This window comes from Bradyrhizobium sp. cir1 (assembly GCF_014198245.1).
Taxonomy (GTDB): Bacteria; Pseudomonadota; Alphaproteobacteria; order Rhizobiales; family Xanthobacteraceae; genus Bradyrhizobium.
Window position 1 is genome coordinate 209,252 of sequence record NZ_JACIHE010000001.1, and the last position, 23,516, is coordinate 232,767.

The 23,516-nt window shown below is 65.3% G+C and carries 25 protein-coding genes; 14 read left to right on the forward strand and 11 right to left on the reverse strand.

Features of this window, described 5'->3' with window-relative positions; translation table 11 throughout:
• The first annotated feature begins 145 nt into the window (after positions 1-145).
• The 3 genes from serS to surE all read left to right on the forward strand — a co-directional run bounded on the left by serS (position 146) and on the right by surE (position 2,811).
• The gene (gene serS / locus GGD63_RS00990; protein ID WP_183239051.1) at positions 146-1,477 is read left to right on the forward strand and encodes a serine--tRNA ligase; all 1,332 of its coding nucleotides are present in this window, start codon (positions 146-148) and stop codon (positions 1,475-1,477) included.
• 95 nt (positions 1,478-1,572) lie between these two features.
• Positions 1,573-1,935, forward strand: a complete 363-nt coding sequence (locus tag GGD63_RS00995; RefSeq protein ID WP_183239052.1) for a hypothetical protein — start codon at positions 1,573-1,575, stop codon at positions 1,933-1,935.
• Between the two features lie 108 nt (positions 1,936-2,043).
• Positions 2,044-2,811 carry a 5'/3'-nucleotidase SurE gene (gene surE / locus GGD63_RS01000; RefSeq protein WP_183239053.1) on the forward strand — a complete coding sequence of 256 codons (768 nt, stop codon included), beginning with the start codon at positions 2,044-2,046 and terminating at the stop codon, positions 2,809-2,811.
• Positions 2,812-2,830: 19 nt separating this feature from the next.
• Here surE and GGD63_RS01005 read toward each other — a convergent pair whose 3' ends face one another.
• Positions 2,831-3,202 carry a response regulator gene (locus GGD63_RS01005; RefSeq protein ID WP_183239054.1) on the reverse strand — a complete coding sequence of 124 codons (372 nt, stop codon included), beginning with the start codon at positions 3,200-3,202 and terminating at the stop codon, positions 2,831-2,833.
• A gap of 238 nt (positions 3,203-3,440) precedes the next feature.
• Here GGD63_RS01005 and GGD63_RS01010 point away from each other — a divergent pair, with 238 nt between their 5' ends.
• On the forward strand, positions 3,441-4,091 hold the full coding sequence (locus tag GGD63_RS01010; protein WP_183239055.1) for a protein-L-isoaspartate(D-aspartate) O-methyltransferase: 651 nt from the start codon (positions 3,441-3,443) through the stop codon (positions 4,089-4,091).
• 109 nt (positions 4,092-4,200) lie between these two features.
• A complete protein-coding gene (locus GGD63_RS01015; RefSeq protein WP_183239056.1) occupies positions 4,201-5,601 on the forward strand; it encodes a LysM peptidoglycan-binding domain-containing M23 family metallopeptidase in 1,401 nt (466 codons plus the stop codon).
• Between the two features lie 187 nt (positions 5,602-5,788).
• On the opposite strand, the gene GGD63_RS01020 is transcribed toward GGD63_RS01015, so the two are convergent.
• On the reverse strand, positions 5,789-6,781 hold the full coding sequence (locus GGD63_RS01020; protein ID WP_183239057.1) for an ATP-binding protein: 993 nt from the start codon (positions 6,779-6,781) through the stop codon (positions 5,789-5,791).
• A 181-nt stretch (positions 6,782-6,962) separates the two neighbouring features.
• Here GGD63_RS01020 and yajC point away from each other — a divergent pair, with 181 nt between their 5' ends.
• The 6 genes from yajC to GGD63_RS01050 are packed head-to-tail and all read left to right on the forward strand — an operon-like array spanning position 6,963 to position 12,613.
• Positions 6,963-7,340, forward strand: coding sequence for a preprotein translocase subunit YajC (gene yajC / locus GGD63_RS01025; protein ID WP_028171851.1), 378 nt, complete (start codon positions 6,963-6,965; stop codon positions 7,338-7,340).
• 47 nt (positions 7,341-7,387) lie between these two features.
• Positions 7,388-8,992 carry a protein translocase subunit SecD gene (gene secD / locus GGD63_RS01030; protein WP_183239058.1) on the forward strand — a complete coding sequence of 535 codons (1,605 nt, stop codon included), beginning with the start codon at positions 7,388-7,390 and terminating at the stop codon, positions 8,990-8,992.
• Positions 8,993-9,002: 10 nt separating this feature from the next.
• Complete coding sequence (gene secF / locus GGD63_RS01035) at positions 9,003-10,022, forward strand: protein translocase subunit SecF (protein WP_183239059.1); 1,020 nt, start codon at positions 9,003-9,005, stop codon at positions 10,020-10,022.
• Positions 10,023-10,082: 60 nt separating this feature from the next.
• Positions 10,083-10,466, forward strand: a complete 384-nt coding sequence (locus GGD63_RS01040; RefSeq protein ID WP_183239060.1) for an Mth938-like domain-containing protein — start codon at positions 10,083-10,085, stop codon at positions 10,464-10,466.
• Positions 10,463-11,323, forward strand: a complete 861-nt coding sequence (locus GGD63_RS01045) for a phytoene/squalene synthase family protein (RefSeq protein ID WP_183239061.1) — start codon at positions 10,463-10,465, stop codon at positions 11,321-11,323. Before GGD63_RS01040 ends, GGD63_RS01045 begins: the two co-directional genes overlap by 4 nt.
• A gap of 45 nt (positions 11,324-11,368) precedes the next feature.
• On the forward strand, positions 11,369-12,613 hold the full coding sequence (locus GGD63_RS01050; protein WP_183239062.1) for a threonine ammonia-lyase: 1,245 nt from the start codon (positions 11,369-11,371) through the stop codon (positions 12,611-12,613).
• A 14-nt stretch (positions 12,614-12,627) separates the two neighbouring features.
• Here GGD63_RS01050 and GGD63_RS01055 read toward each other — a convergent pair whose 3' ends face one another.
• Complete coding sequence (locus GGD63_RS01055) at positions 12,628-14,181, reverse strand: winged helix-turn-helix domain-containing tetratricopeptide repeat protein (protein ID WP_183239662.1); 1,554 nt, start codon at positions 14,179-14,181, stop codon at positions 12,628-12,630.
• A gap of 126 nt (positions 14,182-14,307) precedes the next feature.
• Between GGD63_RS01055 and GGD63_RS01060 the strand changes: the two genes are divergently transcribed.
• Positions 14,308-14,769, forward strand: coding sequence for a cupin domain-containing protein (locus GGD63_RS01060; protein ID WP_183239063.1), 462 nt, complete (start codon positions 14,308-14,310; stop codon positions 14,767-14,769).
• Between the two features lie 25 nt (positions 14,770-14,794).
• On the opposite strand, the gene GGD63_RS01065 is transcribed toward GGD63_RS01060, so the two are convergent.
• From GGD63_RS01065 to GGD63_RS01085, 5 genes are all read right to left on the reverse strand, one after another.
• Positions 14,795-15,973, reverse strand: coding sequence for an aminotransferase class V-fold PLP-dependent enzyme (locus GGD63_RS01065; protein WP_183239064.1), 1,179 nt, complete (start codon positions 15,971-15,973; stop codon positions 14,795-14,797).
• A gap of 77 nt (positions 15,974-16,050) precedes the next feature.
• On the reverse strand, positions 16,051-16,614 hold the full coding sequence (locus GGD63_RS01070) for a CAP domain-containing protein (protein WP_183239065.1): 564 nt from the start codon (positions 16,612-16,614) through the stop codon (positions 16,051-16,053).
• Positions 16,615-16,709: 95 nt separating this feature from the next.
• Positions 16,710-17,804 (reverse strand): serine/threonine protein kinase, encoded by a 1,095-nt coding sequence (locus tag GGD63_RS01075; RefSeq protein WP_183239066.1) that lies wholly within the window; start codon positions 17,802-17,804, stop codon positions 16,710-16,712.
• Positions 17,805-17,811: 7 nt separating this feature from the next.
• Complete coding sequence (trmFO, locus tag GGD63_RS01080; protein ID WP_183239067.1) at positions 17,812-19,239, reverse strand: methylenetetrahydrofolate--tRNA-(uracil(54)-C(5))-methyltransferase (FADH(2)-oxidizing) TrmFO; 1,428 nt, start codon at positions 19,237-19,239, stop codon at positions 17,812-17,814.
• Positions 19,240-19,366: 127 nt separating this feature from the next.
• Positions 19,367-19,519, reverse strand: a complete 153-nt coding sequence (locus tag GGD63_RS01085) for a DUF1127 domain-containing protein (protein ID WP_007590701.1) — start codon at positions 19,517-19,519, stop codon at positions 19,367-19,369.
• Between the two features lie 645 nt (positions 19,520-20,164).
• Between GGD63_RS01085 and GGD63_RS01090 the strand changes: the two genes are divergently transcribed.
• Positions 20,165-20,491 (forward strand): hypothetical protein, encoded by a 327-nt coding sequence (locus GGD63_RS01090; protein WP_183239068.1) that lies wholly within the window; start codon positions 20,165-20,167, stop codon positions 20,489-20,491.
• A 62-nt stretch (positions 20,492-20,553) separates the two neighbouring features.
• On the opposite strand, the gene GGD63_RS01095 is transcribed toward GGD63_RS01090, so the two are convergent.
• Both GGD63_RS01095 and GGD63_RS01100 read right to left on the reverse strand, forming a co-directional pair.
• Complete coding sequence (locus GGD63_RS01095) at positions 20,554-21,378, reverse strand: lytic murein transglycosylase (RefSeq protein WP_183239069.1); 825 nt, start codon at positions 21,376-21,378, stop codon at positions 20,554-20,556.
• Between the two features lie 127 nt (positions 21,379-21,505).
• Positions 21,506-22,414 (reverse strand): DUF2189 domain-containing protein, encoded by a 909-nt coding sequence (locus tag GGD63_RS01100; RefSeq protein WP_183239070.1) that lies wholly within the window; start codon positions 22,412-22,414, stop codon positions 21,506-21,508.
• Between the two features lie 336 nt (positions 22,415-22,750).
• Between GGD63_RS01100 and GGD63_RS01105 the strand changes: the two genes are divergently transcribed.
• Positions 22,751-23,152, forward strand: coding sequence for a DUF3597 domain-containing protein (locus GGD63_RS01105; RefSeq protein ID WP_183239071.1), 402 nt, complete (start codon positions 22,751-22,753; stop codon positions 23,150-23,152).
• A gap of 53 nt (positions 23,153-23,205) precedes the next feature.
• Here GGD63_RS01105 and GGD63_RS01110 read toward each other — a convergent pair whose 3' ends face one another.
• Positions 23,206-23,436 (reverse strand): N-acetyltransferase, encoded by a 231-nt coding sequence (locus GGD63_RS01110; protein ID WP_183239663.1) that lies wholly within the window; start codon positions 23,434-23,436, stop codon positions 23,206-23,208.
• Positions 23,437-23,516 lie beyond the last annotated feature (80 nt).

The window sequence follows — 23,516 nt, forward strand, 5'->3', positions numbered from 1 at the left end:
GCGGCCCCTCGGAGAATCACGGCCATCACTGGAATACTGGATCATCCGCCTTCGCGGATGATGACAGCTGTGCTAGTGGGAGCAGCCATTTGCTTGAATGCAAATCCATGATTTGCAGGCCTGCAACAAGTCCAGGACCACGGCCATGCACGACATCAAATCGATCCGCGACAATCCGCAAGCCTTCGACGCCGGTCTCGCCAGGCGCGGCCTGAAGCCGTTGTCGGGCTCGCTGCTGGCGATCGACGAGAAGCGGCGGGCGGCGATTCTGGCCTCGGAGCAGGCGCAGGCGCGGCGCAACGCGGCCTCGAAGGAAATCGGCGACGCCAAGAAGGCCAAGGACGAGGCGCGCGCGGCCAAGCTGATGGCGGAGGTGGCCGAGCTCAAGACCACCATGCCCGAGCTCGAAGCGGCCGCGAAGGCCGCCGACGAGGAGCTGGCCAAAGAGCTGTCCGCGATCCCGAACATTCCGTTCGACGAAGTGCCCGATGGCGTCGACGAGCACGGCAACGTGCAGCACCATTTGTTCGGCAACAAGCGCAACTACAGCTTCGCGCCGAAGCTGCATGACGATCTCGGCACCGCGCTCGGCTACATGGATTTCGAGGCGGCGGCAAAACTCTCCGGCGCGCGCTTCGTCGTGCTGAAGAAGGGGCTGGCGCGGCTCGAACGCGCCATCGGCCAGTTCATGCTCGATCTGCACACGACCGAGCATGGTTACACCGAGATCAACCCGCCGCTGCTGGTGCGCAACGAGGTGATGTTCGGCACCGGGCAACTGCCGAAATTCGAGGACGATCAGTTCTGGGCGATCAAGGGCGAGCTGCTCGCTTCGCCAGATCATGAGCGGCTGAAGACCGAGCGCCTCGGCCTCATTCCGACGGCAGAGGTCTCGCTCACCAATCTCGTGCGCGAATCCATCCTCGACGAGAAGCAGTTGCCGATGCGGCTCACTGCGCTGACGCCGTGCTTCCGTGCCGAGGCAGGTGCGGCCGGGCGCGACACGCGGGGCATGATCCGCCAGCACCAGTTCACCAAGGTCGAGCTGGTCTCGATCACGACGCCCGAGACCAGCAAGGACGAGCTGGAGCGGATGCTGTCCTGCGCCGAGCAGGTGTTGCAGAAGCTCGACCTGCATTACCGGGTGATGACGCTCTGCGCCGGAGATATGGGATTTTCGTCGCAGAAAACCTATGACATCGAGGTCTGGATGCCGGGGCAGGGCGATGGCGGGATGTTCCGCGAGATCTCGAGCTGCTCGGTCTGCGGCGACTTCCAGGCACGCCGCATGGATGCGCGCTCGCGCGGGCCCGACGGCAAGCCGCGCTTCGTGCACACGTTGAACGGCTCCGGCACCGCGGTCGGCCGCGCGCTGATCGCCGTGATGGAGACCTATCAGCAGGAGGACGGCTCGATCGCGGTCCCCAGCGTGCTCCAGCCCTATATGGGCGGACTGAAGGTGGTTGCGCGCGACTAAGCGCGTTGTCCGTCTGAAACGCTGGAAACGTTTGGTTGCGAAGATCGGGCGGCCGGTTATCCTGCCGGCCACCCGTCAACGCGGACTGACCGTCCATGGCCTTGCATCGCGACATCTTCTGGGTCGGCCGACAATGGGCGGTGACGGGCGCCGGCATCCAGGCCATCGACCAGCGTTTGCGCGGTGTGCTCGACATCGAGATCGCGCGGCTCTGGGACGACGATCTCGTACAGAGCCGGCGGGCCAAGCCCGGCGTGAATGCCGTTGATTTCGACAGCGCGCTGACGCTCGCCCGCGAACGCTTTCCGCAGACACCGACACCGGACCCGATCGTTGCGCAGCTGGAGGCGCTCGGCGTGGTCGAGGCGCCCGTCGCAAGCCCGGTCCTGCCGGCAATGAAGCTGCATGTCGAAGGCCGGCTGGCGCGCTTCCTGCCGCAATGGCGCGTCCGCCGATAGCGGACTAGGTTCAGGGAACCTGGCCGGCCCCGAAATCGGCCCGGTTTGCCTGATCGGCCATAGCCGGATAAGACGGCTCGGACCCTGTTTCTGGAATCGACCTCTCGCATGCGCATTCTCTGCACCAATGACGACGGCATCCACGCTCCCGGCCTCAAGGTCGTGGAGGAGATCGCGCGTGCCTTGTCCGACGACGTCTGGGTGGTGGCGCCCGAGCTCGACCAGTCCGGCGTGTCGCATTCGCTGTCGCTGAACGATCCCCTGCGCCTGCGCGAGGTCGGTCCGCGGCACTTTGCCGTGCGCGGCACCCCGACCGACTGCGTCATCATGGGGGCGCGGCATATTCTGGGGAGCCAGCCGCCCGACGTCGTGCTGTCCGGCGTCAACAAGGGCCGCAACGTTGCCGAGGACGTGGTCTATTCCGGCACCATCGCCGGTGCGCTGGAAGGCACCATTCTGGGGCTGCCGTCGTTCGCGCTGTCGCAGGAGTTCAGCGTCGAGACCCGCGAACGGCCGCCGTGGGACACCGCGCGGAAATTCGGTCCCGACATTCTGCGCAAGGTGATCGCCGCAGGCATCCCGAAGGACACCGTCATCAACGTCAACTTCCCGTCCTGCGCGCCGGAAGATGTGCTCGGCATTCGCGTCACCCGTCAGGGCAAGCGCAATCTCGGCTTCCTCAGGATCGACGAGCGCAGGGACGGGCGCAACAACCCCTATTTCTGGATCGGCTTCGAGCGCGCGGCGATGATGGATACGCCGGCCGACGGCACGGATCTCGCCGCGCTGCGCGATCGCTATGTCTCGGTCACGCCGCTCAGGCTCGATCGCACCAACGAAGCGTTCTCGGAAGCGCTGAGCGCGACGCTGAAGTAAGAAGATTTGGAAATAGCCGCTAGCCGCCGCGAAGGGCGGCTTCGATGGTCTTGCCGAGCGCGTCGAGCTGGAACGGCTTCTGCAGCGCCGGCCGGTCGCGATACTGTTCGGGCAGGCCGGAGGAGCCATAGCCGGTGGCGAAGATGAACGGGCAGCCCTTCGCCCTGATCACATCGGCGACCGGCGAGATGACCTTGCCGTTGACGTTGACGTCGAGGATGGCGATGTCGAACTCGGTGGCCTGGGCGAGCCGCATGGCCTCGGTGATATCGCCGGCTTCGGCAGCGACCTTGTAGCCGAGCTCTTCGAGCATGTCCGCGACCATCATTCTGATCATCACCTCGTCCTCGACGAGGAATACAGAGCGGCGCGGAAGCCCTGTCGCGGTCATTGTCGGTGAGTCCTTGCCCATTTGCGAAAACGTTCGCAGATAACGCGAATCGACGCAATGCGCGTTTCGGCGAACGAGCGCTCGAAAGTGGCCTTGCGGCCAGACCGCTGCAGGCCAATTTGTGGTCAAATACTGCGGCCAAAGGCTATCATGGGTTCCTGGGCAGGAACAAGATTCCCGCCCGGGCCTTGAGTTCTGCAAACGACGATCCCGACCTGACGAGACGATACAAGCAGCGATGACCCCCAATCAGCCTCCGCCGGAAAAGATGATGTTTCAGCTCACGCTGAGGCGTCGGGGCATCAGCGATCAGGCGGTGCTGAGGACCATGGAGGAGGTACCGCGCGAGCTTTTCGTCGATGAGGCCGATCGCGAGGTGGCCTATCGCGATAGCGCTCTGCCGATCGCGTGCGGGCAGACCATCAGCCAGCCCTTCGTCGTCGCCTACATGACCGAGCAGCTCCAGCTCCGGAAGAAGCACCGTGTGCTCGAGATCGGCACGGGCTCTGGCTATCAGGCGGCGGTGCTGTCGCGGCTCGCAGGCCAGGTGCTGACGGTCGAGCGCTATCGCAAGCTGGCCGATGCCGCACGCGCCAGGCTCGAAAAGCTTGGTTGTCACAATGTCGAGGTGATGCTCGGCGACGGTCTTAACCTGCCGCCCAATATCGGGCCGTTCGACCGCATCATCGTCACCGCCGCGGTGGAGCAGCTTCCGGAGAACCTGGTCGAGCGGCTCGAGGTCGGGGGCATCCTGATCGCCCCCGTCGGGCCGCATCAGGGCGTGCAGACGCTGATCCGCCTGACCCGGACCGAAGCCGGGATCGAGCGCAAGGAACTCGTCGACGTCCGCTTCGTGCCGGCGCTGCCCGGCGTGGCGCGGGAGCTGTAGAATTCCGGATTGGCTGTTCCGCCAACATCTTATTGGGAGGGTTAAGCCGTTATTTACTCGGCGCGTGTTTACTTAAAAAACCAGTTCTGTTGCGTACGAGTGAGTAACCATGTCTGTCGTCGTCGAGTTGCTTTACTCGCGCCGCGTGCCGCAGGTCGCGGTGCTGGCGCTGATCTCCTTCAGCTTCGCAGGGTGCAGCGCCGACATGTCGTCGCGACTGTCCCAGTCGAATTTCTCCAATCCTTTCTCATCTGAATCGACCGGTTCGGTGCAGCAGGCACCGCCGCCGCAGCAGCGTGAGCTGCCGCAATATGCGCGGCCGCAGACTCAGCCCGGATATTACCAGTCGCAGCCCCTGCCGCCGCCGGCGGTCTCCGCGCCGCAATCCTATCCCGTTGCGGGTGGTGGCGGCGTGTCCGGAGGCGGCCGCGGCGTCAGCTCCTACGCGCCCCCGGCGCAGCCACAGCTCGAGACCACGGCCGCCGTGCCGCCGCGCTCGGTCGCGGCCGCCCGGCCGGCCGGCGGGACCAAGATCATCGTCGGCACCAGCGACACGCTCGATGTGCTGGCCAAACGTTATCACGTCACGCCACAGGCGATCCTTGCCGCCAATGGCTACAAGGGCCCGCGCGCGCTCTCGCCCGGCCAGCAGCTGATCATCCCGCAGCCGGCCACGGCCGCTGCTCCTGCGCCGGTGATGGCTCCCGTCGCGGCGGCTCCGGTGATGGTGCCTGCAAAGCCGGTTGCAGCCGTTGCCGCTCCGCCGAGCATGCACTTCGTCAATCGTGGCGACACGCTCGCCAGCATCGCCCGCAAGAACCACATCTCGGCGGCCGAACTCGCTCGTGCCAATGGCCTCGATCCGTCGGCAAAGCTGAAGCTTGGTACCAAGCTCACCGTGCCCGGTGCCAAGACCGCTGCGGTTGCGGCACCGGTTGCCGCGGCTCCCGTCGCGGCGGCCCCGGTTGTCGGAACGCTGCAGCCCGTTGCGGCTGCTCCGGCACCGGCTCCCGCCACCAAGATGGCGGCTGTCGCGCCCGTGCAGAGCGCGCGCCTGGCCCAGGCAACAGCGAATGTCGAGGAGAAGCCCGCCGAGACGCCGGCGAAGGCTGCGGAGGCCACCGGCGCGCTGCCGACCTTCCGCTGGCCGGTGCGCGGCAAGGTGGTCACGACCTACGGCGCCAAGACCAATGGCAAGTCGAACGACGGCATCAATCTCGCAGTGCCCGAGGGGACGCCGGTCAAGGCAGCTGAAGACGGCGTTGTCGCCTATTCCGGCAACGAGCTAAAGGGCTACGGCAATCTGGTCCTGGTTCGGCACTCCAACGGCTACGTCACCGCATATGCCCATGCGAGTGAGCTGCTGGTGAAGCGCGGCGATACCATCAAGCGCGGTCAGGTCATTGCCAAGTCGGGTCAATCCGGGGAGGTGGCGTCGCCGCAGCTTCACTTCGAGATCCGCAAGGGATCGAGTCCGGTTGACCCGCTTCAGTTTTTGAACGGGGCGTGAGGCGAGGGCTCTGAAATCAGGCACAGCCTCTCCACAAGTAAACTGTCATCGCCCGCGAAAGCGGGCGATCCAGTATTCCAGGGACGGTCGTTATTGAGCCGATAAGTCGCGGCGTACTGGATTCCCCGCCCCAGTGCGCAAGTGCGCACAAGGCGGGGAATGACAGTTGGTTGGGCTATAGCTGCCGCTACTTTGCCGTCAGCTTCACGCCCAGCCGACCCGCCAGCTCCTGCACGAACTGCCAGGCAACGCGGCCCGAGCGGGAGCCGCGCGTGGTCGACCATTCCAGCGCCTCGCGCTCCAGGGCCTCGTCGTCGACCTTGATGCCGAAATGGCTGCAATAGCCGCGCACCATGGCGAGATATTCGTCCTGGCTGCAGCGGTGGAAGCCGAGCCAGAGGCCGAAGCGATCCGACAGCGACACTTTCTCCTCGACCGCTTCGCCGGGATTGATCGCGGTCGAGCGCTCGTTCTCGATCATCTCGCGCGCCAGCAGATGACGGCGGTTGGAGGTGGCGTAGAGGATGACATTCTCGGGTCGGCCCTCGATGCCGCCTTCGAGCACGGCCTTGAGCGACTTGTATGAGGCGTCATTGCCGTCGAAGGAGAGGTCATCGATGAACACGATGAAGCGGAAGTCGGCGTCGCGAAGCTTCTCCATCAGCGCCGGCAGGCTCTCGATGTCCTCACGGTGGATCTCGATCAGCTTCAGCCTGTCGGCGGCCTTGCGGTCCGCGTTGATGCTGGCATGTGCCGCTTTCACCAGGGATGATTTGCCCATGCCGCGCGCGCCCCAGAGCAGGGCGTTGTTGGCGGGCAGGCCGCCCGCGAAGCGCTCGGTGTTCTCCATCAGGATGTCGCGCATCCGGTCGACGCCCTTGAGCAGGAACAGCTCGACACGGCTGACCCGCGGCACCGCAGCGAGGCGACCGTCGGGGTGCCAGACATAGGCATCGGCCCGCTCGAACGACTCGGGCACGACGGCGGGCTTGCCCTGGGCGGCGAGGTGCGTCGCAATGGTCTCCAGCGCGCGGACGAGGCGCTCCTGGGAGAGGTCTGGGGCTGCCTTGGCGGGTGCCTTGACGGCTGCCGTGGGGCGTTTTGCCGCGACGCGGGCGGGCTTGCCGGCAGGGGTACGGGGGCCTTTGCCGGCCGGGCTTTTGCTTGGTTTTTTGGGCATGTCCGAAGTTCCTGAGAATGCAGCCTTATCGGGCCTGACGGCGCGCCGCAAGGTGGCCAAATCGACGGTCTGGCGGCGTTGCAATTGGGGCGGTGGCCGCTATAGTCCGCGCGAATTTGACCGAACCGGTCGCCCTTGAGGGCCTGACCGGCTTTCCCCCGTTCTCACGAGGATCGTCCGAATGCTGATTACCCCTGCGTATGCCCAGGCTGCGGGCGCCGGTGACACCAACAGCATGTTGATGTCGCTGCTGCCGTTCGCCCTGATCTTCGTGATCATGTACTTCCTGATTCTGCGTCCGCAGCAGAAGAAGGTGCGCGACCACGCCGACCTCGTGAAGAACATCCGCCGCGGCGACACCGTGGTGACCTCGGGCGGCCTCGTCGGCAAGGTCACCAAGGTCGTCGATGACGACCAGATCGAGTTCGAGATTTCCGACGGCGTGCGCGTGCGGCAGATGCGCCAGATGATCTCCGGCGTGCGCGCCAAGGGCGAGCCGGCGAAAGAATCCAAGGATAGCGCGAAGGAAACCGCCAAGGACGACGCCGCGTCGAAGTGAGCGCTTCCGCGAGTCTCCCGAGTCTCCTGATCTGACAGGTCCAGTCGATGTTGTATTTCACGCGGTGGAGGGCGCTGGGGATTATCCTGACAGCGCTGATCGTGTGCCTCTGCGCGGTCCCGAATTTCTTCCCCGAGGCGACGGTCAAGACCTGGCCAGCCTGGGCGCAGCGCCGGCTCGTGCTTGGCCTCGACCTTCAGGGCGGCTCCTACCTGCTGCTCGAGGTCGATTCCAGCTATGTGAAGAAGGAGCGGCTGGATCAGATCCGCGACGACGTTCGTCGGACGCTGCGCGATGCCAAGATCGGCTTCACCGGCGGCGTGACCGTGCGCAACGACGCGGCCGAGGTTCGCATCACCAAGGAAACCGACGTGCAGCCGGCGCTCGCCAAGCTGCGCGAATTGTCCCAGCCGCTGGGCGGCCTGATGGGATCCAGCGGTCAGCGCGACCTCGAAGTGACTGACGCCGGCGGCGGCGTGATCCGCCTGAGCATTCCGCAGGCCGCGATGCTCGACCGCATGCGCAAGACCATCGAGCAATCGATCCAGATCGTCGAGCGCCGCGTCAACGAGCTCGGCACGGTCGAGCCCGTCATCCAGCGCCAAGGCAATGACCGCATCCTGGTGCAGGTCCCCGGTCTGCAGGACCCGACCCGCCTGAAGGAGCTGCTGGGCAAGACCGCGAAGATGGAATTCCGCATGGTCGACACCTCCGTGCCGCCGGATCAGGCGCAGCAGGGCAGGCTGTCTCCGGAATCCGAACTGCTGATGAGCGCCTCGCCGCCGCCCGTGCCCTACGTGGTCAAGAAGCAGGTGCTGGTCGCCGGCGGCGATCTGACCGATGCCCAGGCGAGCTTCGACCAGCGCACGGGTGAGCCGGTCGTCAGCTTCAAGTTCAACACCTCGGGCGCGCGCAAGTTCTCGCAGGCGACGCAGGAGAACGTGGGGCTGCCGTTCGCGATCGTGCTGGACAACAAGGTGATCTCGGCGCCCGTGATCCGTGAGCCGATTACCGGCGGTCAGGGCCAGATCTCCGGCAATTTCACTGTGCAATCGGCCAACGATCTCGCGATCCTGCTGCGCGCAGGCGCACTGCCGGCGCCGCTCACGGTGGTCGAGGAGCGCACCGTCGGTCCGGGCCTCGGCCAGGACTCGATCGAGAAGGGCGAGCTTGCGGCTTACGTCGGCTCGATCCTGGTCATCGTGTTCATGCTGCTGACCTACCGGCTGTTCGGCGTCTTCGCCAACATCGCGGTGGCCATCAACGTCGCCATGATCTTCGGCCTGTTGTCGCTGCTCAACGCCACGCTGACGCTGCCCGGCATCGCCGGCATCGTGCTCACCGTCGGCATCGCGGTGGACTCCAACGTGCTGATCTACGAGCGCATCCGCGAGGAGCTGCGCGGCGGCCGCAACGCGATCTCGGCGATCGACGCCGGGTTCAAGCGGGCGCTCGCCACCATCCTCGATTCCAACATCACCACCTTCATTGCCGCCGCGGTGCTGTTCTACATCGGCACTGGCCCGGTGCGCGGCTTCGCCGTGACGCTCGGCATCGGCATCATCACCACGGTGTTCACCGCCTTTACCCTGACCCGGCTGATCGTCGCCTGGTGGGTGCGGTGGAAGCGGCCGCAGAGCGTGCCGATCTAGGAGCCTGATCGTGACTCACACCGTTCTCATCGGGCTCGGCGTCCTCATCGCCATCCTCACCGTGGTCGCGGCGCTCGGCCTGGTGCCGTCGCTGCGCATCGTTCCGGACAACACGCATTTCGACTTCACGCGCTTCCGCCGCATCAGCTTTCCGATCTCGGCGGCGCTGTCGATCGTCGCGATCACGCTGTTCTTCACCCACGGGCTGAACCTCGGTATCGACTTCAAGGGCGGCACGCTGCTGGAGGTGAAAGCGAAGTCCGGCACCGCCGACATCGCGGCGATGCGCACCACGCTCGACGCCCTGGGTCTTGGCGAAGTCCAGCTGCAGCAGTTCGGCGGCCCCGAGAACGTCCTGATCCGTGTTGCGGAACAGCCGGGTGGCGATGCTGCACAGCAGGCAGCCCTGCAGAAGCTTCGTGGCGCGCTCGGCGACAGCGTCGACATTCAGCGCACCGAGGTGCTCGGTCCGCGCGTCGCCGGCGAGCTCCTGGCGTACGGCATGCTCGGCCTGATGCTCGCGATCGTCTCGATCCTGATCTATCTCTGGTTCCGGTTCGAGTGGCAGTTCGCGCTGGGCGCCATGATCGCCAACGTGCACGACATCGTGCTGACGATCGGCTTCATGTCGATCAGCCAGGTCGATTTCGACCTCACCAGTATCGCCGCGCTTTTGACCATTCTCGGCTATTCGCTCAACGACACCGTCGTCATCTACGACCGCATCCGCGAAATGCTGCGTCGCTACAAGAAGATGCCGATGCCGCAGCTGCTCAACGAGTCCATCAACTCGACGCTGTCGCGTTCGATCATCACCCACTTCACGGTGACGCTGGCACTACTCGCTCTGCTGCTGTTCGGCGGTCATGCCATCCACAGCTTCACCGCGGTGATGATGTTCGGCGTGGTGCTGGTCGGCACCTATACGTCGATCTTCATCGCGGCGCCGATCCTGATCTATCTCGGCGTTGGCGAGCATCGCGAGGATGCGCCCGATACGGCTACGCCGGCGAAGAAAAACAAGGCATGATCCGAACTGCAGGCCCTCGCAGGCGTTTGCGAGGGCAATAAGCTCATTCGGACGAACCAGATGGCCGGCGATCCCAACGCACCGCATTTCCCGCGCTCGGCGCCGATCGATGCCTATGGCAAGGGCGGCTTCGCCTTTGCCGGCATGTCGCATCGGGGATCGCTGCTCTGCCTGCCGGACGCGATCTGGGCCTGGGACGTGACGGATCCCGTCAAGATCGATCGCTATTCGCTGGACCGGGTGTTCGCGGCCGCCAACAGCATCGACACGCTCCTGATCGGCACCGGAACCGGGCTCTGGCTGCCGCCGCCGCAGCTGCGCCAGGCGCTCAAGGCGGTGAGGGTGGTGCTAGACACGATGCAGACCGGTCCTGCCGTGCGCACCTACAACATCATGATCGGCGAGCGGCGGCGCGTTGCCGCCGCGCTGATCGCCGTGCCATGAGCGCTGCGCCGCCGCCCGATTCCGCGGCCTTCTGCGCCGATCTCGTGCGCAGCCACGACTTTCCGCGCTACGCCGCGACCCTGTTCGCGCCTGCTGCCGAGCGCCGCGCGCTGCTGGCGCTCTATGCCTTCAATGTCGAGATCGTCCGCGTCCGCGACCAGGTGAGCCAGCCCTTGCCCGGCGAAATCCGCCTGCAATGGTGGACCGACATGCTGTCGGGCCATGTCCATGGCAGTGCCGAAGGCAATCCGGTCGCGGCCGAGCTGCTCCGCGCGATCCGCGATTTCGGCCTGCCGGTCGAACCGCTGTCGCTGCTCGCCGATGAGCACCAGTTCGATCTCTACAACGATCCCATGCCGACCATGGCGGCGCTGGAGGGCTACCTCGCCGCGACCTCATCGGCGTTGTTCGGTCTGGCGGCGCAGGTTCTGGGGCCACCGTCGGAGGCGGCCGAGCATCTCGCGAGGCACGCCGGGCTGGCGCAGGGCATCGTGCAAATCATCGCCAATTTGCCGCGCGATGCAGCGCACCGGCAATTGTTCCTGCCGCAGCAGGTGCTGGCGAGCCATGGCTGCAGCATGGAGGATGTCTTCGCCGCCAAGGAGACGCCGAGCCTGCGCGCCGTGCTGGACCAGCTCGCGGGCGAGGCGCAGCAGCATTTGAGCACGGCCCTGTCGCAGCTGGCGCAGCTGCCGCCGTTGGTGCGGCCGGCGTTTCTGCCGCTGAGCCAGGCGCAGGCGGACCTCAAGCGCCTGTCACGGCCCGGGCGCAATCCGTTTGCGCTGCAGCCTTCGTCACGACTGCGAACGCTGTGGACGCTATGGCGGGCTTCACGTTCCCGGGAGTTTACCAAATAGCGGTTGGCTTATCGCCCGGCCCAAGCAAATGCTCTATGCTGTCCCATGGCTGAGTTGTCCCAAACCACGTCCTCCGAAATCAGCGGCCTTCCGGTCGCACCTAGCGACATTCACGCTGCCGCCGCGACCATCCGGGGCGCCGTCGTCGAGACGCCCTGCAGTTATAGCCGCACGCTCAGCAGCATCGGCGGCTGCGATATCTGGCTCAAATTCGAGAACCTCCAGTTCACCTCCTCGTTCAAGGAGCGCGGTGCGCTGAACCGGCTCACCGCGTTGACGCCGGAGGAGCGGGCGCGCGGCGTGATCGCGATGTCCGCGGGCAATCACGCGCAGGGCGTCGCCTATCACGCCAGGCGGCTCGGCATTCCCGCCACCATCGTGATGCCGATCGGCACACCTATGGTGAAGGTCGAGAACACCAGGCATCACGGCGCCGAGGTGGTGGTGACAGGCGCGACGCTGGAAGAGGCGGCCGCCTTTGCACGCAGCCACGGCGAATCCCGCGGCATGATCTTCGTCCATCCTTACGACGATCCGCTCGTCATCGCGGGGCAGGGCACGATTGGCCTCGAAATGCTCAAGGCCGTCCCGGAGCTCGACACGCTGGTCGTCCCGATCGGCGGCGGCGGGCTGATCAGCGGCATCGCCATTGCCGCGAAGTCGATCAAGCCGTCGCTGCGGGTCCTGGGCGTCGAGGCCTGGCTCTATCCGTCGATGTACAATGCGATCCATGACGCCAATCTCCCGGCGCGCGGCGATACTCTGGCCGAAGGCATCGCGGTGAAATCGCCGGGCAAGATCACCACCGAAATCGTCCGCCGCCTCGTCGACGACATCGCGCTGGTCAACGAAGCCGAGCTCGAACGTGCGGTCGCGACCCTGATCTCGATCGAGAAGACGGTTGTCGAGGGCGCCGGCGCCGCCGGTCTGGCCGCGCTGATGTCCGATCCGTCCCGCTTCGCCGGTCAGAAGGTCGGCCTCGTCCTGAGCGGCGGCAACATCGATACGAGGCTGATCGCGTCGGTGCTGACTCGCGAACTCGCGCGCGAGGGTCGCCTGACCCAGCTCTCGCTCGATATTCCTGATCGGCCCGGGCAGCTGGCCGCCGTGGCGGCGCTGCTGGCCGAAGCCGGCGCCAACATCATCGAGGTCTCGCACCAGCGAACGTTCTCCGATCTGCCGGCCAAGGCGACGCTGCTGCAACTGGTGATCGAGACCCGCGACAGCGCGCATCTCGACGAGGTCATGGCGAAGCTCAGCGCATCCGGACTGAGCGCGCGCTGCACGTGAGGAGAGGCGGGCCGCTACTCCGGCAGGCCGGCAGTCCGAAGTGCCTCACCGAGGGACGCTGCAAGCGCGGGCGCGCAATTGACCCCCTGAAACTGACGGCTGTAGCGGAACGCCGGATGTAGCTCGAGCACCTGCGCGGCCGCCGCTCGCGCCTCCTGTAGCCGCCCAAGTTTCACCAGCGCTGCAGTCAACTGAACATAGGTGATGCTGTGGCGGGGATTGGCCTGAACCGACCGGTACGCGGCCCGGCACGCCTCCTCATATCGGCCGTGATGGAAGTGCCCCATCGCCTGCGCATCGAATGCGGCGAAAACCCAGGAATCGAATGGGCTGAGCCGAATGCCTCGTTCACTCCATTCGATGGCGCGGTCGGCATCTCCGCCCCAGGCAAGCATCACGCTGCCGAGGATGTAAGTCAGCGCCGAAGACGGGCTGATCGCGAGAGCGGCCTCGAGCGCGGTGAACGCGGCCGAGCGATCGTGACCATCCATCCCAATCGAGAAACCTGCCAATGTCAGGGCAAGTGCGTCATCCTGGCCGTGCGTGATCGCCGACCGCGCGTGACGGATGGAGGCCGATCGATTGATCTCCTGCAAGCCGGCTCGCAGGAACAGGCAGTGATGGCACATCGCGGCGTTGCCGTGCGCCAGCGCATAGTCAGGTTCGAGCGCGATCGCTCGTTCAAGCAGCACGAGCGCCTGCGTGATCTGCTTCGGCATGCCGGAATCGACATCCGGCTGGGCGCGCAGCACGAGGTCATAGGCATCAAGGCTGTCGGGCCGCTTGCGTTTGACCCGGTTGATCTCGGCACGCCGCAAGCTCGGGGCAATCGCGCCGACGACGGACAGGGCAATGTCGTCCTGGAGTGAGAAAAAGTCTTCCAGGCGGCGATCGTAGCGTTCAGCCCATACATGCGCACCGGTTGCAGTGTCGATCAACTGGCCCGTGATGCGTACCATCGTGCCGGTCTTTCGGACGCTTCCTTCGAGCACGTAGCGCACGCCAAGCTCGTGGCCGACCTGCTTCACGTCGACCGCACGGCCCTTGTAGGTGAACGTCGAATTCCGCGCGATCACGAACAACCAGTTGATGCGCGACAAGCCGGTGATGATGTCGTCGACCATCCCGTCGGCAAAGTAGTCCTGCTCAGCATCGTCGCTCAGGTTCGCAAAGGGCAGAACTGCGATCGACGGTCGATCGGGCAATGCCAGAGGCGGCATATCGGAAGCCGCGGATGCGCGATCCGGACCGGGCGTTGCGACGGCCGGACCGACATAGCGATAACCGCGCCGCGGGAGAGTCTCGATCCAGCGCGGCTCTCCTGAGATATCGGCCAGCGTACGCCGTATGGCGGCGATCTGGACGGTCAGATTGCTGTCTTCGATCGCTTGGGCAGGCCACGCAGCCTCGATCAGATCATCCTTGGACACCGGTGCGCCGGCTCGCTGCACGAGCAGGGCCAAAAGCAGCACAGCGCGCTTCCCAAGCGGGGTCGGCTCGGCACCGTGGAAGAGAATTCCCACATCGGCGTCGACGCGAAACGGACCGAATTCCAGCCTCGTGCCCATCGCCGAAGAAGGGCACGTTTCGGAGGTTTTTTGCAACGATTTCCGAACGGCTTCACCACTTTCCGGCGCGGCCGGGTCACCATTGCACGGGTTCCAGCAATGCCGCAACGAGCCATGGAGGAGCACATGAACGCGAAACCGGTGATCCGTAGAGCCGGCGAGACCAAGGGGGTCATGCTGCGCGGCCAACCGATGACCTTTCTGGTCACCGGGGAGGATACCAAGCATACCAGCATGTTCGACTGGACGATCCCGGCCGGGTTCGCCACGGGGCGGCACGTTCACCGCGTGCAGGAAGAGACCTTCTACCTGCTCGAGGGGGAGTGCGAATGGCACGTTGCCGAACAGGTCGTTCGAGCCAGCCCCGGCACCTATCTCTTCATTCCTCCGGGTATTCCCCACAACATCACCAATGTTAGCGGCAAGCCCGCGCGCGTGCTCATGACAGTGTCCCCGCCGGGACACGAACATTACTTCGAGGAGCTTGCCAAGCTGACCGCCAGCGGAACGCCCGACGCCCAGGCCATCAGCGAGTTGCGCGCGCGCTTCGACACCGACCAACTATCGGCCCTGACCACAAAGCCTTGAAATCCACGCGGGAGGCGGCGCGCCACTATCGTGGCGCCAAGCCCGCGAGGTGACCGATCAGCCGGTCGATCTCCGTTTCCGTGTTGTAGTAATGCGGGGATGCCCGCACCAGCGGCGGCAGCGCGCGGAGTTCCGCGTCGATGCGGGTGCTCGCCGGATCCGAAGCGCCGATGGTGATTCCCGCCGCAGCGGCGCTGCGAACAATGGCGTCCGCCTCATGCCCTTCCATCGTGAAGCTGACGATGGCGGCCGGCGTGCGGCCGAGGTCGCGCATGGTGATGCCCCGAATGGAGGCGAGGCCGCTGCGAAGACGGGCGGCCAGCAGGCGGCAGCGCTGCTCGATAGGTCCCATGCCGATATCGAGCGCATAATCGACGGCAGCGCCGAGCCCGAGCCGGGCCGCGTAATTGTTCTCCCAGGTCTCGAAGCGGCGCGCATCGTCGCGGAGCCGATATTCATCGCGCGAGACCCAGGGCGCCGCGAAATGGTCGATCATCGGCGGCTCGAGCTGCTGCAGCAGCGCGCGGCGGACGTAAAGAAAACCGGTGCCGCGCGGGCCACGCAGGAATTTGCGACCCGTCGCCGACAGCATGTCACAGCCGATGGCTTCCACGTCGACGGCCATCTGGCCGACCGCCTGGCAGGCGTCGAGCAGATAGGGAATGCCGTGCGCGCGCGCGATTCTGCCGATCGCCGCCGCGGGATTGACCAGCCCGCCATTGGTCGGAACCCAGGTGATGGCGATCAGCTTCACGCGCGCGTCGACCATGCGTTCGAGCGCCTGGATGTCGAGCTCTCCGCTGGCATCGCTCGGCACCACGTCGATGCTCACGCCGGTTCTTTTCGCGACCTGAAGAAACGCCACATAGTTGGCGGCATACTCCGCCTCGGCGGTCAGGATGCGGTCGCCCTGGCGGAACGGCAGCGCGTAGAATGCCATCTGCCAGGCAACCGTTGCGTTCTCCACGAGCGCGATCTCGTCGGGCGCGGCATTCAGCAGCCGGGCGACCGAGCCGTAGACCGCTTGAAGTCGATCGGACGCCTGGTCGGCAGCGGTATAGCCCCCGATCTCGCTCTCGAGGTCGATATGCTGCTTTATCGCCGCGACAACGGCAGTTGGCATCAGAGCCGCGCCGGCGTTATGCAGGTAGGCGAGCCGCGAGGCGGCCGGCGTCTCAGCGCGTATCCGGTCGATGTCGATCACTTGCGCCTCCGCTTCTCGCATCTTCGAGCATCAATTAGACGCGTCGAGGAGTGCGAGCAAGACGGCCCGGCTTGGCCTCAGATGCAGAGGCTGAGCAGCTTGATGTGACAGCTGCTGGATTTGGGCTTGCTGGCAGGCGCAACCTCGCGCTTCACGGCAACCAGCGGCTCCGCATCCTTCTTGCCCTTGTTCTTGCCTTTTCCCTTCGGCTCGTAATCGCCGGCAATGACCATCGCCCAATAGGTGCGCTTGCCGCTGGCATTCTTGGCGCTCGCGATGCCGACGCGGGAGGCGTTGTGCAGCAACAGGTTCTTGCGGTGCCCGGAGGAGTCGATCCACTGGCTCAGCGTCTTCTCGAAATTGTCGTAGCCATAGGCGATGTTCTCGGCGGCGCGACCTGCGCCGGCCGGCGCGACGCGCCGGTTGAACGGGCCGAGCGCGTCGTGGCTGAGATCGTCCTTCGCCGCCATCGCACGGGCCTGGTCCATGGCGATGCGGTCGAGCGTGGCATCGCGGACGACGCGGACTTCACCGTGCTTGAGGCGGAAGCCGGAGATCAGCTCGGCCGGGGATTCGGCCATTGCGGGGGCGGCCGCAAGCAGCAGAACGCCGGCGATCAGGCCGCCAACCGCACGCCGCATCGTCGTCCCCCGAGTGCCCATGACCCCGCCAAGCCCAAATTTCCCGACCGCTTCTCTATCGCCAATGTGGACGCTTCAAGGCACGGGCCGCCACACTAGCCGGCCGGCAGGTCCGCCTCGAAATTGAAGCGGTCGCGCAGGTTCTTGCGCTGCTCCAGAATGTCCTTGAGGAAGGCGCGGTCCTGCTCGTTCTTCATCATCGGCTCGATCAGGTCGAGCTGGTTCATGGCGACCAGTTGCAGGATCTCGGTGCGCGGCTTGCCTCTGGTGTCACGCGGCAGCGCGTGGACCACCTGGATGTGCTCCGGTGGCTTGGGACCCTTGGCCGCGGAAAGCTCGCTCCGGAGCTGGCCTTCGAGCGTAGTCTGATCCGCCTCGACGAAGGCATAGAGTCCGACGCCGGAGCGCCGATCGGCAAAGGCGACGATGGCCGTGTCGCGCACCGCCGGATTCTTGCGGATCAGCTCCGCCAGCACCGGCGCGTCGTTGACGAGCCGGCGGCCGCCGCCCTCGCGGTCGGTGAAATTGAACAGGCCGCGCGTGATCGCGCGATAGACCTTCTTGCCGGTGACGAGCCACAGGCTCGCAGCAAACGACTTCTTCGCCAGGATTTTTCGCTCGCGCGGCGTCAGCGCTTCCGGCGCGTAGGAGCGCTTGTGCTTGAGCAGATGCCGCAGGTCTTCATAGGCAAGGATGCGGTAAAGCCGGCCCCGGCGCGCAAAGCACGCCGCGAGCTGGAAGTCGGTCACATAGGCGCGGCCGTCGCGGCCGACCAGCCAGTTCTGCTCCTTGGCGAGATCGTTGTGGCAGATGCCGGCACGGCGCAACCGCCGCAACGCGGCCTTGGCCGAGCGGAAATAGGCGAGGTCGCCATGGGGCTTTGCCAGATGCAGCGCGACGCCGTCGACGAAGCCGCGCACCAAGGCACGGCGGCCGGCCCAGAGCAGCTCAGGACCGACATTGAGACCCTTTGCGAGCGCCAGCGCACGCTTCTCGCGCGCGAACAGATGACGCGCCAGCAGGAGTGACCACCACGGCACCTCGTCCAGCCGGCGCAGCACCGCGTCGACCTCGCCGTTGTCACCGCAGAAGCGGCCGCGCTCGACGGTCGAGAACACGTCGCGCTTCAGCAGCACGCCCTCGGTCCAGCGCGCCGAGAGTTCTGCGGCGTCGTCTTTGGGGAGGCTCATCGGAAGCTCACGCCGCGGCGGCTATGCGCAGGTGATCGGCGATCCAGCGATCGAGATCGGCGAGCGCCCGCGCACTCATCGCCTGCTTCTTGGCCACCGTCTTCTCGTTGCCGCGCAGCCGCGTGCCGTCGGGCTTCTTGGTCGGTACGCTTGCGAGCGGCGGGAACAGTCCGAAATTGATGTTCATCGGCTGGAACGAGCGCGTACCCGGTTCGATGGTCTCGATGTGGCCGCCGGTGATGTGGCCGAGCAGCGATCCCAGCGCGGTCGTGCCCGGCGGGCTCTCGAGCGTCTCGCCGCGAGCATCCGCGGCCGCATAGAGGCCGGCGATCAGGCCGACGCTGGCGGATTCCACGTAGCCCTCGCAGCCCGTCATCTGACCGGCAAAGCGCAGCCGCGGCTGCGCACGCAGGCGCAACTGGCCGTCGAGCAGCTTGGGCGAGTTCAGGAAGGTGTTACGATGCAGGCCGCCGAGGCGGGCGAACTCCGCCTTCTCCAGCCCCGGAATGGTGCGGAAGATGCGCTGCTGCTCGCCGTATTTCAGCTTCGTCTGGAAGCCGACGATGTTGTAGAGGGTGCCGAGCTTGTTGTCCTGGCGCAGCTGCACGATGGCGTAGGCCTTCGTCGCAGGATCGTGCGGATTGGTGAGGCCGACCGGCTTCATCGGGCCGTGGCGCAGCGTCTCGGGGCCGCGTTCCGCCATCACCTCGATCGGCAGGCAGCCGTCGAAATAGGGCGTGTTGGTCTCCCACTCCTTGAACTCGGTCTTCTCGCCGGCGATCAGTGCGGCGACGAAGCCGTCATACTGCTCCTTGGTCATGGGGCAGTTGATGTAGTCGGCGCCGTTGCCGCCGGGGCCGACCTTGTCGTAGCGCGACTGGAACCAGGCCACCGACATGTCGATGGATTCGCGGTGCACGATCGGCGCGATCGCATCGAAGAAGGCGAGCGCGCTCTCGTCGGTCAGCGCGCGGATGGCTTCGGCGAGCGGCGCAGAGGTGAGGGGGCCGGTCGCAACGATGACGTTGCTCCAGTCCGCCGGCGGCAGGCCGGCGACCTCGCCGCGGGCGATCTCGATCAGGGGATGGTCGTTGAGCGCCTTGGTGACGGCCGCGGAGAAGCCATCGCGGTCGACCGCAAGCGCGCCGCCGGCTGGCACCTGGTTGGCGTCGGCCGCGCGCATGATCAGCGAGTCGAGGCGGCGCATCTCCGCATGCAGCAGGCCGACGGCGTTGTTGGCGGCGTCGTCCGAGCGGAACGAGTTGGAGCAGACGAGCTCGGCGAGCCCGTCAGTGCGGTGCGCCTCGGTCATGCGGTCCGGCCGCATCTCGTGCAGCACCACGGGCACGCCGGCTTTGGCGACCTGCCAGGCGGCTTCGGAGCCAGCGAGGCCAGCGCCGATCACGTGCACACTATTGGAATGGGGTCCTGTCATGGGGCGGACAGGTAGCGCTTTTCGGCGAGGAGTGGAATCGCCGAGATTGAGTTTTCTGCCTCCGGAAACGACAACGCCCGCACGAGGCGGGCGCTATCGGTCCGTTCCGGTGAAGGGCTGAACGATATCAGCCCTGATACTGGCCGGCGGCAACGCGCGGGATGTCCGAGCGATCGAGGCCGATGTCGGCCAGTTCGCGATCGCTGAGCTGGGACAACTCGGCAACATTGCGCTGATAGTCCCGGAAGGCCTGGATCATGCGGATGAGCGAGAGCAGCATTGGTAGTCTCCTGTAGTTCGATTCAGCCTTTGCCTAAGGCCTCATCGTTGAAATGAATATAGGTGAGAGTGGTGCAGTGCGAAAGTTCCGATGTTGCGATGCAGCTAAGCGAACAGTGCATAGCATCGGTAAGGGGCGCTTAACCTCTTGGCACTCCCGCCCAAGGGCTGGGCGGGCCTGACCGATTTCTGCAGTAAATGTCCGTGAAATCACGGGCTTATAGCAGGTGATGCGGTTCCGATGAGGGTTGAAATAGGTTGCGTTCCCGTGATCCGCAACATGCTCGGTCAGCTAGTAGGCCCAAGTCTCGCATGCGCGAATCGCATGAATCGCAAAATGTAGAAATGAATTTACATTCGAAAGTTCGATGGATTCGTCGCGCTTTGCAGGCCTGCGACTCGTAGGCGCTGCCCCCAGGAGGATTACCGCTTCTGGCTTTCGCGAACCCGAATGCATTCCCCGCCATTGGACTCTGAGGCTGACCACCGCTCCGTTGATGCGGTGCACACACGCCAAGCGTGCGCATCTGATTACCAAGTTGTAATGAAAATCAGAAGTTTCGCATGCGGCTCTGCGCGGCGCGCAACATCACGCAATTCTCGCGGGGAATTTATTGCGGCAAGTTGCCGCAACCGGAGGAAAGTCATGTCGCAGATTCCGGCAATGTCGCCGGTTCTGGCCCAAGAACAAGAGAAGGAAAGTAACATCATGACGAAGTTACTCGGGGTTATCGCAATCGCCGCCGTCGCTTTCGCCGTCGCGCCGGCCCAGGCCGCCAAGCACGCCATGGGCGGCTGCAGCGGGGCCAATCTGGAGAAGACGGAGACCGCGATCGAGAACATGGCCGACGGCGACAGCAAGTTCGTCGCGCAGAAGGAGATCGCGGCGGCTCAGGACTCCCTGCTCAACGGCAAGATGGGTGCGTGCGGCACGCATCTGAACAAGGCGATGCACGCCACCATGGGCAAGTAAACGCGACCCAAGAGAGGGCCGGTCGCCGTGCGGTCGGCCCTACGCATTTTGTCGCGTGTTTCTTAAGGAGCGCGTGCGAGCTGGGTGGCGAAATAGGCCACGGTCTTCGAATAGACCTCGCTCTTGTTCCACTGCTGCAGCACTGCGAAGTTCGGGCTGCCCGGCTGCCAATCCTTGCCTTTCTGCCAGCCATAGCCGGCGAGATAATTGGCGGTGGATGCGAGCACGTCAGGCGCATTGTGCAGCAGATCACGCTTGCCGTTGCCGTCGAAATCGACCGCGTATTTCATCCAGGACGAGGGCATGAACTGGGTCTGGCCGAGCTCACCGGCCCATGCGCCCTTCATGTCACCTGGTGCCAGATCGCCGCGCTGGACGATGCGCAGCGCATCCAGCAGCTCGCCGCGAAACTGCTCAGCGCGCCGGCAGTCATAGGCCAGCGTCGCCAGCGAGCGGATGGTGGCGAACTTGCCGGTGTTGACGCCGAAATCGGTCTCCAGACCCCAGATCGCGACCAGCACCTCGCCCGGCACGCCGTAGGTCTGCTCGATGCGCGAGAGCACCGAGCCGTATTGCTTCATCATGTTGGAGCCGCGAGTCATGCGCGGCGGCACCATGCGGCCGGAAAACTCCTCAAAGGTCTGGGTGAAGACCTTTTGCGAGCGGTCGCGGTTGAGCACGCTCTGATCGAGCGTCACGCCGGCAAGCCCCGCGGTGATGGCCTGCTGCGAAATACCCTTGGCCGCGGCGTCGGTTTTGAAATCTGCAAGCCAGGCGTCGAAATTGCCCGAGCCGCAGGCGACAGCGGAAAGCGCTGGCTGGGCGGACAGGATTGACGCGGAGAGGGCGAGGGCTGCGAGAGCGAGACGAGAAATCGTCGGGGTCATCAGATGAAATGGATTCCGTGAAGTGATCTGGCCAGCGGCGCAATTTTGATTGTAACCGCGGCCAAAGCAAGGCGCATGGCAGGCCGATCCTGCCCGCAGCCGGGCAGGATCGGATGGCACGAGATCGTTAAGCGTCCGTTCGATTCCGCCACGGGAAGAGGTTGGCGGGGAAGTCGGCGGCGGGCTTGCGCGGACGATGTGGCGGAGGCGGTACGGGCCGCGCACCGGGATCGGATACGATCGCCTTGCGGTAGAGATGCCAGGTGGCGTGGCCGAGCAGGGGGATGACGACGGCGAGGCCGAGGAACGCGGGAATCGTGCCGAGCGCCAGCAGCACCGCGACGATCAGGCCCCAGGCCGCCATCGGCACCGGGTTCCTGGCAACGACGCGCAGCGAGGTCACCATGGCCTCGAACGCGCCGGCATGGCGGTCGAGCATGAGCGGGAACGACACGGCGCTGATGCAGAGCGCAGCGAGCGCGAACAGGAATCCGGTGCCGCAGCCGACCACGATCAGCCACCAGCCTTGCCGGGTCGTCAGCACGCGGGTCAGGAAATCCGAGATCCCGGTGACGCCCTCATAGCCGAACGCTGCGACATAGATCGCCTGCGCGGTCGCAACCCAGGTCACGAACAGCGCGAGCAGCAACGCGCCGAGGCCGAGCATTGCGCCGAACGAAGGCGAGCGCAGCACCTCCATGGCATCCCAGGCGCTGGCCTCCTCATGGCGTTCGCGTCGGCTGGAGAGTTCATAGAGGCCAAGGGCCGCGAACGGGCCGATCAGGGCGAAGCCCGCGGCCAGCGGAAACAGCAGCGGCAGCACGGAATAGCCCATCACCACGCGGGCGAGCACGAGGCCCAGCACGGGATAGATCACGCACAGGATGATGGCGTGGCTCGGAACTGCCTTGAAATCCTCCCAGCCGCGCCGAAGGGCCTCGTGCAGGTCGGACAGTTGGATGGTTCGGATCACAGGTCCAGCCGCATCTGCAGGCTGGGCCATCGTGGGTACATTGCCCTGATAGAGTGTGGCCATGATCGCTAGCTCCCTTGCCGGGCAGCCGCATTCGGCGCCGGCAAACGGCGCAAGCGGCCGCTCTTCTCTGAGTTTCGCGATTCCAACCAGACGCGAATTCCGGACGGGGATCGCGAGTTGAACGCTGAGGCTACTCCCAATTCCGAGTCCTGTCCCTCACGCTCGGGTGAAATTCGATGCCGCAGTGCAACCTCAATGATGTCATTCGGTCGTCATTTCGCCGCAGATAAGCTGATGCTGTTCGTGGTTCGCAGAACTCCGCGGGCGCAATGCAGTGACTTCGTTTATAAGTGGCCACTCAAGGCCCTTCCAACGGATCCTTTTCGGGGAGCAGACATGAGCATTTTCGGGAAAATCATGAGCGCGATCTTCGGCGGCCAGCCGGCTTCCGCCGCGCCCGCCGGTGGCGCAGCGCCGGGCAGTGCCCCCGCAGGGGCCGCGCCGGGCGCATCGACGCCGGCATCAGCGCCCATGGCGGCCGTCGATGTCGCGGCCATCGTCGACAAGGCGGTTGCCGCGCACAAGGGCGAGAAGCTGGAATGGCGCACCTCGATCGTCGACCTCATGAAGGCGCTGGACATCGATTCCAGCCTGGCCGCGCGCAAGGACCTTGCCAAGGAGCTCGGCTACAGCGGCGACATGAACGACTCGGCCAGCATGAACGTCTGGCTGCACAAGCAGGTCATGTCCAAGCTCGCCGCCAATGGCGGCAAGCTGCCGCCTGAGATCAAGCACTGACCGATCGTCCCTCGGTCGCCGAAGGGCCCGCGATCGCGCGGGCCCTTTTGCGTTCAGGCGACGAGGTCCGCATCCTCCGGATGCTTGTCGAGATAGTCGACGACGAAGCCGCAGCCGGCGATTAACTTCCTGCCGTCGCGGCGGATCAGATCCAGCGCGCCCTTGACCAAACCGGTGCTTGCCAAGGTGCGACCAAGGGAGGTTGCCGCAGGGGAGATATCCGGAAAATGCGTGTCCCGCTCAGCGTCATGGCCTTGCTCGCCGCGCTCGCTTCGACGGCGCAGGAGTCTTTGAGGAGGCTCGGGGCGCTCTAGCTGCGGTGCGATATGAGTTGACGACCGGCGAATATCGCGCTGCCATCGAA

What these genes read in the sequence shown, in the direction of transcription:
- trmFO (WP_183239067.1), bottom strand. Translation starts at nt 19,239, where the DNA reads ATGACAGGACCCCATTCCAATAGTGTGCACGTGATCGGCGCTGGCCTC.
- secD (WP_183239058.1), top strand. Translation starts at nt 7,388, where the DNA reads ATGTTGTATTTCACGCGGTGGAGGGCGCTGGGGATTATCCTGACAGCG.
- GGD63_RS01045 (WP_183239061.1), top strand. Translation starts at nt 10,463, where the DNA reads ATGAGCGCTGCGCCGCCGCCCGATTCCGCGGCCTTCTGCGCCGATCTC.
- GGD63_RS01055 (WP_183239662.1), bottom strand. Translation starts at nt 14,181, where the DNA reads ATGGGCACGAGGCTGGAATTCGGTCCGTTTCGCGTCGACGCCGATGTG.
- serS (WP_183239051.1), top strand. Translation starts at nt 146, where the DNA reads ATGCACGACATCAAATCGATCCGCGACAATCCGCAAGCCTTCGACGCC.
- GGD63_RS01040 (WP_183239060.1), top strand. Translation starts at nt 10,083, where the DNA reads ATGGCCGGCGATCCCAACGCACCGCATTTCCCGCGCTCGGCGCCGATC.
- GGD63_RS01070 (WP_183239065.1), bottom strand. Translation starts at nt 16,614, where the DNA reads ATGCGGCGTGCGGTTGGCGGCCTGATCGCCGGCGTTCTGCTGCTTGCG.
- GGD63_RS00995 (WP_183239052.1), top strand. Translation starts at nt 1,573, where the DNA reads ATGGCCTTGCATCGCGACATCTTCTGGGTCGGCCGACAATGGGCGGTG.
- GGD63_RS01015 (WP_183239056.1), top strand. Translation starts at nt 4,201, where the DNA reads ATGTCTGTCGTCGTCGAGTTGCTTTACTCGCGCCGCGTGCCGCAGGTC.
- surE (WP_183239053.1), top strand. Translation starts at nt 2,044, where the DNA reads ATGCGCATTCTCTGCACCAATGACGACGGCATCCACGCTCCCGGCCTC.
- GGD63_RS01105 (WP_183239071.1), top strand. Translation starts at nt 22,751, where the DNA reads ATGAGCATTTTCGGGAAAATCATGAGCGCGATCTTCGGCGGCCAGCCG.
- GGD63_RS01090 (WP_183239068.1), top strand. Translation starts at nt 20,165, where the DNA reads ATGTCGCAGATTCCGGCAATGTCGCCGGTTCTGGCCCAAGAACAAGAG.
- GGD63_RS01050 (WP_183239062.1), top strand. Translation starts at nt 11,369, where the DNA reads ATGGCTGAGTTGTCCCAAACCACGTCCTCCGAAATCAGCGGCCTTCCG.
- GGD63_RS01075 (WP_183239066.1), bottom strand. Translation starts at nt 17,804, where the DNA reads ATGAGCCTCCCCAAAGACGACGCCGCAGAACTCTCGGCGCGCTGGACC.
- GGD63_RS01020 (WP_183239057.1), bottom strand. Translation starts at nt 6,781, where the DNA reads ATGCCCAAAAAACCAAGCAAAAGCCCGGCCGGCAAAGGCCCCCGTACC.
- GGD63_RS01085 (WP_007590701.1), bottom strand. Translation starts at nt 19,519, where the DNA reads ATGCTGCTCTCGCTCATCCGCATGATCCAGGCCTTCCGGGACTATCAG.
- GGD63_RS01100 (WP_183239070.1), bottom strand. Translation starts at nt 22,414, where the DNA reads ATGGCCACACTCTATCAGGGCAATGTACCCACGATGGCCCAGCCTGCA.
- GGD63_RS01095 (WP_183239069.1), bottom strand. Translation starts at nt 21,378, where the DNA reads ATGACCCCGACGATTTCTCGTCTCGCTCTCGCAGCCCTCGCCCTCTCC.
- GGD63_RS01060 (WP_183239063.1), top strand. Translation starts at nt 14,308, where the DNA reads ATGAACGCGAAACCGGTGATCCGTAGAGCCGGCGAGACCAAGGGGGTC.
- GGD63_RS01010 (WP_183239055.1), top strand. Translation starts at nt 3,441, where the DNA reads ATGACCCCCAATCAGCCTCCGCCGGAAAAGATGATGTTTCAGCTCACG.
- yajC (WP_028171851.1), top strand. Translation starts at nt 6,963, where the DNA reads ATGCTGATTACCCCTGCGTATGCCCAGGCTGCGGGCGCCGGTGACACC.
- GGD63_RS01005 (WP_183239054.1), bottom strand. Translation starts at nt 3,202, where the DNA reads ATGACCGCGACAGGGCTTCCGCGCCGCTCTGTATTCCTCGTCGAGGAC.